The following is an 11,197-nucleotide window of genomic DNA, read 5'->3' on the forward strand; positions in this document are numbered from 1 at the left end:
GCAATCACTTCACTGCCCACCTGCAGCTCCAGCTCACGCACAGAGCGGGTGGTGATGACCGAAGTGACGATACCCGAGGCGGTCTGCACGTCGATTTCCGACAGTACCGGGCCTTCGAGGATTTCTTTCACGGTGCCTTTGAACTGGTTGCGAACGTTGATGGCTTTGATGGTCATGATTTGATTCCTTCTCTATGGCTTCAGTCTGGTAAGTGAGTCAGTCAGTGCGCCCAACGCAGTTGCGTGGGCAAAGGGGCTACAGGATCCGGCTCGGGCGCAGCGCCCGGGGCCGACAGAACACGGTTGAGCACTTCGCTTTCCAGCGCGGCCAGGCGGTGCGAACCACGCGCCCGAGGCCGTGCCAGGTCGACAGTGAGGTCGAGCCCGACCTCGCCATCCTCGATCAGGATCACCCGGTCAGCCACGGCGACTGCCTCGCTGACATCGTGGGTAACCAGCAACACAGTGAAGCCGTGCTGACGCCACAGGCGTTCGATCAGTTGCTGCATCTCGATACGGGTCAATGCATCCAGCGCACCGAGCGGCTCGTCCAGCAGCAGCAGGCGCGGCTGGTGAATCAGCGCCCGGGCCAGGGCCACGCGCTGCTTCTGGCCACCCGAGAGTGCCGCCGGCCATTCATTGGCGCGGTCGGCCAGGCCAACCGACTCCAACGCTTCCAGCGCACGCGGGCGCCAGTCGCCAGACAGGCCCAGGCCAACGTTGTCGATCACCTTCTTCCATGGCAGCAGGCGCGCGTCCTGGAACATCAGGCGGGTTTCTTCGCGGGCCTGCTCCAGCGGCGCGGCACCGGCCAGCAACTGGCCTGCAGTGGGCTGGTCGAGACCGGCCAGCAGGCGCAGCAAGGTGCTCTTGCCACAGCCACTACGGCCGACGATGGCGACGAACTGGCCGGCAGGAATATGCAGCTCGATACCCTTCAGTACCTCGCGCTGGCCAAAGGTCTTGCGCAGGCCGCTGGATGCCAGCGGGATACCACGCAGCAGGCGTGGCGGCTGTTCCTTGAGCACGGTCATGCGCCCTCCTTCTTCGCCACTTGATAGGCCGGGTGCCAGCGCAGCCACACACGCTCCAGGCCGCGGGCGGCGAGGTCGGCAAGCTTGCCGAGCACGGCATACATGACGATGGCCAGCACCACCACGTCGGTCTGCAGGAACTCACGGGCGTTCATTGCCAGGTAACCGATGCCGGCATTGGCCGAAATGGTTTCGGCAACGATCAGGGTCAGCCACATGAAGCCCAGGGCAAAGCGCACGCCTACCAGGATCGAAGGCAATGCCCCGGGCAGGATCACCTGGCGGAACAGGCTGAAGCCGGACAAGCCATAGCTGCGCGCCATTTCCACCAGCGCCGGGTCGACGTTGCGGATACCGTGGTAGGTGTTCAGGTAGATCGGGAACAGCGTGCCCAGCGCGACCAGAAAGATCTTTGCCGACTCGTCGATACCAAACCACAGGATCACCAGCGGGATCAGCGCCAGGTGTGGCACGTTGCGAATCATCTGTACCGAGCTGTCGAGCAGGCGTTCGCCCCAGTTCGACAGGCCGGTGATAAAGCCCAGCACCAGGCCGATGCTGCCACCGATGACGAAGCCCAACCCGGCACGCCAGCCACTGATGGCCAGGTGGGTCCAGATCTCGCCGCTGCGCACCAGCTCGACGCCGGCGCTGACCACGGCGCTGGGCGCAGGCAAGATGCGCGTAGACAGCCAGCCGGCGCTGACCGCCAGTTGCCAGGCAGCCAGCAGCAGTACCGGCAGCGCCCATGGCGCCAGGCGCTGGCCAAGGTTGTTGGAAGTTGCACGACTCATGGCCTGGCCCTCAGCTCTGCGCTACGGACTTGGGCAGGATGTCGTTGGCCACCATTTCGCCAAACGGGCTCACATAGCCACCGGTCTTGGCTTGCTCCGGGCGTTGCACATCCAGGTGCGGGAACAGCAGCTCGGCCACCCGGTACGACTCTTCCAGGTGCGGGTACCCGGAGAAGATGAAGGTATCGATGCCCAACTCGGCATATTCCTTGACCCGCGCCGCGACGGTCGGGCCATCCCCCACCAGCGCGGTACCGGCACCACCACGTACCAGGCCGACACCGGCCCACAGGTTGGGGCTGACTTCCAGCTTGTCACGGTTGCCGTTGTGCAGGGCGGCCATGCGTTGCTGGCCGACCGAGTCGAAGCGCGCAAGCGAGGCCTGGGCACGAGCGATGGTGTCGTCGTCCAGGTGCGAGATCAGCTTGTCGGCGGCGGCCCATGCTTCTTCGTTGGTCTCCCGCACGATCACGTGCAGGCGGATGCCGAAGCGCACTTCACGGCCCTGGGCAGCGGCTTTCTCACGCACCTGGGCGATTTTTTCGGCGACCGCACTCGGCGGCTCGCCCCAGGTCAGGTACAGCTCGACCTGCTCGGCGGCCAGGTCCTGTGCGGCTTCGGAGGAACCGCCGAAATACAGAGGTGGGCGTGGTTGCTGGATCGGCGGGTAGAGCAGCTTGGCGCCCTTCACCTGGATATGCTTGCCGTCATAGTCGACCACCTCGCCTTCCAGCACCTTGCGCCAGATACGGGTGAACTCCACAGAGGCTTCATAACGTTCCTGATGGTTCAGGTGCAGGCCGTCACCGGCCAACTCGTCCGGGTCGCCACCGGTCACCAGGTTGAACAGCGCGCGGCCGTTGGACAGGCGATCAAGGGTTGCTGCCTGGCGTGCCGCCACGGTCGGCGAAATGATCCCGGGGCGCAGGGCAACCAGGAACTTCAGCCGCTGGGTCACAGGGATCAGCGATGCCGCGACCAGCCAGGAGTCCTCGCAGGAACGCCCGGTAGGGATCAGCACGCCACCAAAGCCGAGCCGGTCAGCCGCCTGGGCGATCTGCTGAAGGTAGCCATGGTCGACGGCGCGTGCACCATCGGAAGTGCCCAGGTACTTGCCGTCACCGTGGGTAGGAAGGAACCAGAAGATGTTAAGGCTCATTGGAGTTGTCTCCTCAAGGGGGCTCAGCCAGGGCGGCGCCCCGGCGCAGGCGAATCAATCAAGGCGCACTGGCGATCTTGGCCGGGGGTGTCCAGATCACGTCCTTGATGCTCAGCGGCTTGGGAATCAGCTTCAGTGCCTGGAACGTGTCGGCGATCTTCTGTTGTGCGGCCACCACTTCCGGGGTGAGCGGCGCGGCACCGTAGCCTTGGCGCTTGACCGAGGTCAGAGTGATGTCGCCAGGCAGGCCGAGCAGCGGCGCGACCTGTTCTGTCACTTCCTGTGGGTTGGCCTTGGACCATTCACCCACGGCACGCACTTCTTCGATCAGGGTGTTGATCACCGCCGGGTGCTGGGTTGCGTAGTTGCGGGTGGCCAGGTAGAACTGATGGTTGTCGACCAGGCCCTTGCCGTCACGCAGGGTATGAGCCTGCAGCTGTTTCTCGGCGGCAGCCTGGTACGGGTCCCAGATCACCCAGGCGTCCACGCTGCCGCGCTCGAAGGCGGCGCGGGCGTCGGCCGGGGGCAGGTACACCGGCTGGATGTCGGTGTATTTCAGGCCTGCGTCTTCCAGGGCGCGAACCAGCAGGTAGTGAACGTTGGAGCCTTTGTTGAGGGCGACTTTCTTGCCCTTGAGGTCTTTGACCGACTGGATCGGTGAGCCCTTCGGCACCAGGATTGCCTCGCTGTGCGGCGCTGGCGGCTCGTAGGCGACGTACAGCAGGTCGGCACCGGCGGCCTGGGCAAACACCGGTGGGGTTTCGCCGGTGACGCCAAAGTCGATGGAGCCGACGTTCAGCCCCTCAAGCAGCTGCGGGCCGCCGGGGAACTCGGTCCATTGCACCTGCACGCCCTGTTCGGCCAGGCGCTTTTCCAGCGTGCCCTTGGCCTTGAGCAGCACCAGGGTGCCGTATTTCTGGTAACCGATACGCAGGCTCTCGGCCTGGGCTTGGGTGATGGCGCCGAAGGACACAGCCGCCGCAAACAGGGCGACCAGACCGCGACGCAAGAAGACTGTGCGCATGGCGCTCTCCTGTGCGAGTGGGTTCGGGTTGCACCTGCTTGCCTCGTTGTCGGGCGAGTAAGGTGGTAAAGCGGGTTGGGCCGGTCAGATGCTCCAGCGAGCGCTGATCAGGCGTTCGTTCAATACGCCGGGGGCCACGGGGCGCGGCCGACGGGCCAGTGCAACGTGGAAGGTTTCCAGCGCGTCCTGCAGGCGTTCTTCCAGCGCAGCTGCGAGCTGCGCAGGCCTGCTGCCTTCTCCGTAGGCGACCTGACTGTCGTCGGCGAAGATCCCTTGCAGGGTCTCTTGCGCCTTGAGTGCCGACAGCACAGGTTTCAATGCGTAATCCACCGCCAGCATGTGAGCGATGCTGCCGCCGGTGGCGATTGGCAACACGATCTTGTGTACCAGGGCGCGTTCGGGCAGCAGGTCGAGCAAGGTTTTCAGGGCACCGGCGAACGAGGCCTTGTATACGGGCGTGGCGACTATCAGGCCATCGGCCTGGGCCACCAGCTGCTGGAAGTGCTGCACCTGCGGGCTGTCGAAACGGGCGTGCAGCAGGTCTTCGGCGGGAAAGTCACGTGCCTGGAACGTCACTACCTCGACGCCACGGTCCTGCAGCCACTGGCGCGAGCGCTCCAGCAGCACGCCGGAGCGTGAACGGGTACTGGGGCTACCACCGATTGAGACGACCAGCATTGCAGCGCTTCCTTGTTTTCTGTTGGAGGTGACATTAACAGTCGGCGCATATATCTAGAAATCATATTTTTTCATTTGTTTATTCCATTTTTATCAATCTCCTGTTTTGACCCTTTCGCGGGTATACCCGCGAATAAGCCATCGCAGTTTTCAGCAGGCATAAAAAAGGGCCGTCGAAACGGCCCGAATATCCCTGCTTTGGCTAAGAGCAATGCAACGAGGAATCCTTTAACGATTGGGCTGCGGGGTCAGCCGCAGATAGGGTTTGACGGCCCGGTAACCTTTGGGGAAGCGCTGTTTGATCTCTTCTTCGTCCTTCAGCGAGGGCACGATTACCACGTCGTCACCGTCCTGCCAGTTACCTGGCGTGGCGACCTTGTGGTTGTCGGTCAGCTGCAGCGAGTCGATCACCCGCAAGATTTCGTTGAAGTTGCGCCCGGTACTGGCCGGGTAGGTGATGGTCAGGCGCACCTTCTTGTTCGGGTCGATGACGAACAGCGAGCGCACAGTCAGGGTGTCGCTGGCGTTCGGGTGGATCAGGTCGTACAGGTCAGACACCTTGCGGTCGGCGTCGGCAATGATCGGGAAGTTGACCACGGTGTTCTGGGTTTCGTTGATGTCATCGATCCAGCGGTGGTGCGAATCGACCGGGTCCACCGACAGGGCGATGGCCTTGACCCCGCGTTTGGCGAAATCGTCCTTCAGCTTGGCGGTAAGGCCCAGTTCGGTGGTGCACACCGGGGTGAAGTCGGCCGGGTGGGAGAACAACACCCCCCAGCTGTTGCCCAGCCACTCGTGGAAGCGGATCTTGCCTTCGCTGGAATCCTGTTCGAAATCGGGGGCGATATCGCCGAGTTTTAGGCTCATGGGCTGCGGCTCCTTTGTGCTGGGTTCTGTACCGTGTGGGTTGAATGTGCCTGCATTTGATTAAAAACAAAAAGAATAAATACTGATTTATTTATAATCATTAGGCATACGAGATTGCAGATACAAAAAAGCCTCGCGCTAGGCGAGGCTTCTTGTTCAGCTACGGCTTACAGGAAGTTGTAAGTGTAGTTCACGATGAAGCGAGTCTGGTCTTTGTCCCCGATGCTTTCGCCGCTACCACGGTAAACACCCTGACGCAAGCTGAAGCCAAGGCCTTTGAGGGAGCCTTGCTGAATGGTGTAGTCGACGCGTGCGTCACGTTCCCATTCGTTGTAGCTGCCGTCGCCCGACTTGTTGCGGATGTCGTCACCACGCAGGTAGGCCACAGAAGCCTTCAGGCCTGGAACGCCCAGGGACGCGAAGTCATAGGAGTACTGACCGAAGGTGGTGTTCTCACCGGCACGAGCGAACTGGTTGATCATGCTATCGGTGAACAGGTAGAAGCTTGCGCCGCCATTGCCTTCCAGCGAGGAAGTGGCGCCGTCCTTGCGGACGCTACCTTGGTTCAGCCAGACGAAACCACCATCGTCACCCACTTGCTGGTGACCGAGCATCAGCGCGTGGCCACCCAAGGTGTAGGTGAACATGGCGCTCCAGGTCTTGTTGTCGACCTCGCCCCCGTTCTTCGCGTAGCCACCGTTGTTGTCGAAGGCGTAACCGGTCTCGCCATTCTTGCCGTCGCTGCGGCTATCGAAGTAGCGCAGGTCGGTCTTGAACGACTGGTTGTCGGCGATCTTGAAGACGTGGGTAGCACCCAGGAAGTGCTGCTTGTAGAAGTCTTCCAGGTTCGAGTAGTAGTACTGCAGGGTCAGGTCTGGAGTGAGCTTGTAGTCACCACCGGCAAACTGGAACTTGTTGCTGTCGCGGAAGGCGCCAGAAACGGAAAGACCGGTACGGTTGCTCGAGGCACGACCCATGGCGTGGGTCAGTTGACCAGCATTGATGGTCAGATTGTCGATTTCCTTCGACTGCAGGGTGCCACCCTCGAAGGTCTGCGGCAGCAGACGGCCATCGTTGGAGACCAGGATCGGCAGCATAGGCGCCAGGGCGCTACCGTAGTGGACCTCGGTCTTGGAGAAGCGAGCCTTGGCGTTACCACCAATGCGTGCCCAGTCGTGGACTGCCGAACCATCGGAGTCGCTTGGGAAGAAGGTGTTGTTGGCATCTGGACGGCTACCACGGCCACCATCCAGGTGAATGCCCCACAGTGCCTGAACGTCGACACCAAAACCTACGGTGCCTTCGGTGAAGCCAGACAGGTAGTCGAGCTTGAAGCCTTGACCGCTTTCTTTCTGGTCGATACCGCTTTCGCGGTTGTCGTCGTTGAAGTACATGGTGCGCGAGCTGAGCGACAGTTTGCTGTCTTCAACGAAACCGGCAGCGCCTGCTTGTTGGGCGAGAACCCCCAGTGCCACGGCCAGGGCCAGGCTGGACTTGTACATGTTTTGCTCCTCTACGTTCTAATTCTTGTGTATCTCTGGCGGTGGGATCTGCTGCCCCGCTCACCGTGGATTGGCGATTTAGTCCCAAAGTGTGACCGTTTAGTCAATCGTTTCTAAACGTTTCGCGACTTTGGTCTAAGACGCCACCTGCGCTACAGGATAATGACAATCCTATAAATCCAAAATGACTGTTTTATGAATTGGTAAGATTTTTAAGGAATATGTTAGGAACTGTTACTGCCATTCGTTAGCAGCAGCGTATTTTTCATAACCCTTGGTTATTTGCAAACGTTTGCTCATAACCTAATTCCGTAACGTTCTATCGGGACGAAAAAGCCTAGCAGCCGTCTGTGATTTCGCCATTGCCCAGGATTACCTATGGTGCGTCCTTCGTGCGCTCGATGTGGGAGCGGGCATGCCCGCGAATACCGGCGACGCCGGTGCCATCCACGGCGTCGGCTGCTTCGCGGGCACGCCCGCTCCCACAGGGGATCGCGTAAAGACAGCATGGTTAAAGCAATTGGCTCCTAAGCTAATGCAAAAAAGTTATTTATTTTAATTTTCTTAGATCATTTAGCCTTCTCGCCATCCATCACACCGATTGCCTGACGAGAGGTCCACCATGATCCCGCACACTCCGCTGCGCCTGTTCGCCGCCCTGACCCTCGCCAGCGCCAGTTGGTTGGCCCAGGCTGCCGACCTGACCGTGGCCTACCAGACCACCGTCGACCCAGCCAAAGTGGCGCAGGTCGATGGCAACTACGAAAAAGCCAGCAACGCCAGCATCGACTGGCGCAAATTCGACAACGGCGCCGACGTGATCACCGCCGTAGCCAGCGGCGACGTACAGATCGGCTACCTGGGCTCCAGCCCGCTGGCCGCCGCAGCCACCCGCAAGCTGCCGGTCGAGACCTTCCTGATCGCCACACAGATTGGCGCCGGTGAAGCGCTGGTCGCTCGCGACAGCATCAAGACGCCACAAGACCTGGTCGGCAAGAAAGTCGCCGTGCCGTTCGTCTCCACCGGCCATTACAGCCTGCTGGCCGCGCTGAAGAGCTGGAACATCGACCCGTCCAAGGTGCAGATCCTCAACCTGGCGCCGCCGGCGATCATTGCCGCCTGGAAGCGCGGCGACATCGACGCTACCTACGTCTGGGACCCGGCCCTGGGTGTGGCCAAGGAGAACGGCAAGGTGCTGATTACCTCCGGCGAGCTGGCCGAGAAAGGCGCACCGACCTTCGACGCATGGATCGTGCGCAAGGACTTCGCCGCCAAGCATCCCGACGTGGTCAAGGCCTTCGCCAAGGTCACCCTCGACGCCTACGCCGACTACCGCAAGAACCCGCAAGCCTGGCTGGCCAACCCCGACAACGTGAGCAAGCTGGCCAAACTGTCTGGTGCCAAACCTGCTGACATCCCGGTGCTGCTGCAGGGCAACGTCTACCCGCTGGCTGCCGACCAGGCCAATGCACTGGGCGCGCCGACCACCCAGGCGCTGACCGACACGGCCACCTTCCTCAAGCAGCAAGGCAAGGTCGACGCGGTGCTGCCGGACTACTCGCCGTACGTCAGCGCCCAGTACCTGCCCAACTAAGCCTGTAGAAAACCGACCGGAGCCTGCCATGGCCTTGCTCGAACTGGAGCGCATCAGCGCACAGTACCCCGGTGCCGAAACCCCGGTACTGGCCGACATCAACCTGAGCCTGGGGCCACGCCAACTGCTGGTGGCCCTGGGGCCTTCCGGCAGCGGCAAGACCTCGCTGCTCAACCTGATCGCCGGCTTCGTCGCCCCCAGCAGCGGTCGTATCACCCTGGACGGCGTGCCAGTTCAGGGGCCCGGTGCCGAGCGCGGCGTAGTGTTCCAGGACGATGCGCTGCTGCCCTGGCAGAACGTGCTGGGCAACGTCGCATTCGGCCTGGAACTGGCCGGCGTGCCACGTGCTGAGCGTGAGGCCAAGGCCCGCGAAATGTTGGCCCTGGTCGACCTCGATGGCTTTGGCGAGCGGCGTATCTGGCAATTGTCCGGTGGCCAGAAGCAGCGCGTGGGCCTGGCCCGGGCGTTGGCAGCCAATCCACGGGTGTTGCTGATGGACGAGCCGTTCGGCGCTCTTGATGCCTTCACCCGCGAGCAGATGCAGGAATTGTTGCTGCAGGTATGGCAACGCACTGCCAAACCGGTGTTTCTGATTACTCACGACATCGAAGAAGCAGTGTTCCTCGCCAGCGAGCTGGTGCTGCTGGCGCCCAATCCGGGGCGCGTGGTGGAGCGCCTGCAACTGGACTTCGGCCAGCGCTACGCAGCAGGTGAACCCGCGCGGGCGATCAAGTCCGACCCGGCCTTCATCGAGACCCGCGAGCACGTACTGGCACGGGTGTTCTCCCAACGTCAAAGCTTGCAGGAGCGCGCATGAGCAGCCTGGACCTGCCGGTCGCCGGCAAACGCAACACCCAACCCCGGCCAGCCACCAAGCTGCGCCGCCCCCTGCCCACCCGCTGGATAAGCACCCTGACCCTGGCCAGCCTGTTGTTTGCCTGGTGGCTGGTGACAGCGGCCGGCTGGATCGAACCGCTGTTCCTGCCCTCGCCCGCCGACATCCTGACCAAGGCCGGAACCCTGCTGACCCAAGGCTACATGGATGCCAGCCTGTGGCAGCATCTGGGTGCCAGCCTGGGGCGCATCGGCGTGGCCCTGCTTGCCGCCACGCTTACCGCCATCCCGGTGGGTATCGCCATCGGCTACAACCGCGTGGCCCGCGGCATTCTCGACCCGCTGATCGAGTTCTACCGGCCGATCCCGCCGCTGGCCTACCTGCCGCTGATCGTCATCTGGTGCGGCATCGGCGAGCTGTCCAAGGTGCTGCTGATCTATCTGGCAATCTTCGCCCCTATTGCCATTGCCACCGCCACCGGCGTACGCACGGTCGATCCGGCCAAGCTGCGTGCCGCGCAATCGCTGGGCGCGACCAAGGCCCAGCTGATCCGCCACGTGATCCTGCCCAGCGCCCTGCCCGACATCCTCACCGGCATCCGCATTGGCCTGGGCGTTGGCTGGTCGACCCTGGTGGCCGCCGAGCTGATCGCCGCCACCAGCGGCCTGGGCTTCATGGTGCAGTCGGCGGCGCAGTTCCTGGTTACCGATGTAGTGGTGCTGGGGATCCTGCTGATCGCGCTGATCGCCTTCGCCCTGGAAATGAGCCTGCGTGCCCTGCAACGCAAACTGGTGCCTTGGCACGGGCAGAGCCACTGAATCCTGTTGACCACGCCAGCAGCCTGGCGCCTGTTTGAAGAGACCGACATGAGCCTGACCATTACCCCCCTCAGCCCGGCGCTTGGCGCCCAGATCAGCGGCGTGGACATCAGCCGCGATATCACCTTAGAAGAACGCGACGCCATCGAGCAGGCGCTGCTGCAACACCAGGTGCTGTTCTTCCGCGACCAGCCGATCAACCCGCAGCAGCAGGCACGTTTTGCCGCCCGCTTCGGCGACCTGCACATCCACCCGATCTACCCCAACGTGCCGGAAACCCCGCAGGTGCTGATCCTCGACACGGCGGTTACCGATGTGCGCGACAACGCCGTGTGGCACACCGACGTGACCTTTCTGCCGACCCCGGCCCTGGGCGCGGTGCTCAGCGCCAAGCAGTTGCCGGCCTACGGCGGCGATACCCTGTGGGCCAGCGGCATCGCTGCCTTCGAAGCATTGTCGGCACCGCTGCGCGAGATGCTCGACGGCCTGACCGCCACCCATGACTTCACCAAATCGTTCCCGCTGGAGCGCTTCGGTACCACACCGCAAGACCTGGCGCGCTGGGAAGCAACCCGGCGCAACAACCCGCCGCTGTCGCACCCGGTGGTGCGCACGCATCCGGTGAGCGGGCGCAAGGCGTTGTTCGTCAACGAGGGGTTCACCACGCGCATCAATGAGTTGAGCGAACTGGAAAGCGAGGCACTGCTGAAGCTGCTGTTCGCCCATGCGACGCGGCCGGAGTTCAGCATTCGCTGGCGGTGGCAGGAGAATGACGTGGCGTTCTGGGACAACCGCGTGACCCAGCATTTTGCCGTGGATGACTACCGACCGAACCGGCGGGTGATGCATCGGGCGACCATCCTCGGGGATGCGCCCTTTTAGTTGTTGTCTGT

12 protein-coding genes are annotated in these 11,197 nt (G+C 62.5%); 4 read left to right on the forward strand and 8 right to left on the reverse strand.

Annotation, left to right across the window (positions count from 1 at the left end; all coding sequences use genetic code 11):
- The 8 genes from ACK1U9_RS25015 to ACK1U9_RS25050 all read right to left on the reverse strand — a co-directional run.
- A partial coding sequence (locus ACK1U9_RS25015) for a TOBE domain-containing protein (protein WP_449110256.1) occupies positions 1 to 176 on the reverse strand: 176 nt, incomplete at its 3' end.
- A gap of 44 nt (positions 177 to 220) precedes the next feature.
- Complete coding sequence (gene ssuB / locus ACK1U9_RS25020) at positions 221 to 1,033, reverse strand: aliphatic sulfonates ABC transporter ATP-binding protein (RefSeq protein WP_013970450.1); 813 nt, start codon at positions 1,031 to 1,033, stop codon at positions 221 to 223.
- Complete coding sequence (ssuC, locus tag ACK1U9_RS25025; protein ID WP_046614535.1) at positions 1,030 to 1,827, reverse strand: aliphatic sulfonate ABC transporter permease SsuC; 798 nt, start codon at positions 1,825 to 1,827, stop codon at positions 1,030 to 1,032. Before ssuC ends, ssuB begins: the two co-directional genes overlap by 4 nt.
- Positions 1,828 to 1,837: 10 nt before the next feature.
- On the reverse strand, positions 1,838 to 2,986 hold the full coding sequence (gene ssuD / locus ACK1U9_RS25030) for an FMNH2-dependent alkanesulfonate monooxygenase (RefSeq protein WP_025337326.1): 1,149 nt from the start codon (positions 2,984 to 2,986) through the stop codon (positions 1,838 to 1,840).
- Between the two features lie 58 nt (positions 2,987 to 3,044).
- Positions 3,045 to 4,010 carry a sulfonate ABC transporter substrate-binding protein gene (locus ACK1U9_RS25035; RefSeq protein ID WP_108480028.1) on the reverse strand — a complete coding sequence of 322 codons (966 nt, stop codon included), beginning with the start codon at positions 4,008 to 4,010 and terminating at the stop codon, positions 3,045 to 3,047.
- A gap of 84 nt (positions 4,011 to 4,094) precedes the next feature.
- Positions 4,095 to 4,688 carry an NADPH-dependent FMN reductase gene (gene ssuE, locus ACK1U9_RS25040; protein WP_108480029.1) on the reverse strand — a complete coding sequence of 198 codons (594 nt, stop codon included), beginning with the start codon at positions 4,686 to 4,688 and terminating at the stop codon, positions 4,095 to 4,097.
- A 228-nt stretch (positions 4,689 to 4,916) separates the two neighbouring features.
- Positions 4,917 to 5,555: a peroxiredoxin gene (locus ACK1U9_RS25045; RefSeq protein WP_013970445.1), complete on the reverse strand. Its 639-nt coding sequence runs from the start codon at positions 5,553 to 5,555 to the stop codon at positions 4,917 to 4,919.
- Positions 5,556 to 5,722: 167 nt separating this feature from the next.
- The gene (locus ACK1U9_RS25050; protein ID WP_108480030.1) at positions 5,723 to 7,057 is read right to left on the reverse strand and encodes an OprD family porin; all 1,335 of its coding nucleotides are present in this window, start codon (positions 7,055 to 7,057) and stop codon (positions 5,723 to 5,725) included.
- 622 nt (positions 7,058 to 7,679) lie between these two features.
- Between ACK1U9_RS25050 and tauA the strand changes: the two genes are divergently transcribed.
- The 4 genes from tauA to tauD are packed head-to-tail and all read left to right on the forward strand — an operon-like array spanning position 7,680 to position 11,186.
- On the forward strand, positions 7,680 to 8,651 hold the full coding sequence (tauA, locus tag ACK1U9_RS25055) for a taurine ABC transporter substrate-binding protein (protein WP_449110254.1): 972 nt from the start codon (positions 7,680 to 7,682) through the stop codon (positions 8,649 to 8,651).
- Positions 8,652 to 8,679: 28 nt separating this feature from the next.
- Positions 8,680 to 9,468 carry a taurine ABC transporter ATP-binding subunit gene (gene tauB / locus ACK1U9_RS25060; RefSeq protein WP_449110255.1) on the forward strand — a complete coding sequence of 263 codons (789 nt, stop codon included), beginning with the start codon at positions 8,680 to 8,682 and terminating at the stop codon, positions 9,466 to 9,468.
- On the forward strand, positions 9,465 to 10,304 hold the full coding sequence (tauC, locus tag ACK1U9_RS25065) for a taurine ABC transporter permease TauC (protein WP_046614541.1): 840 nt from the start codon (positions 9,465 to 9,467) through the stop codon (positions 10,302 to 10,304). Before tauB ends, tauC begins: the two co-directional genes overlap by 4 nt.
- Before the next feature lie 48 nt (positions 10,305 to 10,352).
- Complete coding sequence (tauD, locus tag ACK1U9_RS25070) at positions 10,353 to 11,186, forward strand: taurine dioxygenase (RefSeq protein ID WP_085600142.1); 834 nt, start codon at positions 10,353 to 10,355, stop codon at positions 11,184 to 11,186.
- The last annotated feature ends 11 nt before the right edge of the window (positions 11,187 to 11,197 follow it).

It is taken from the genome of Pseudomonas sp. XP1 (assembly GCF_053557675.1).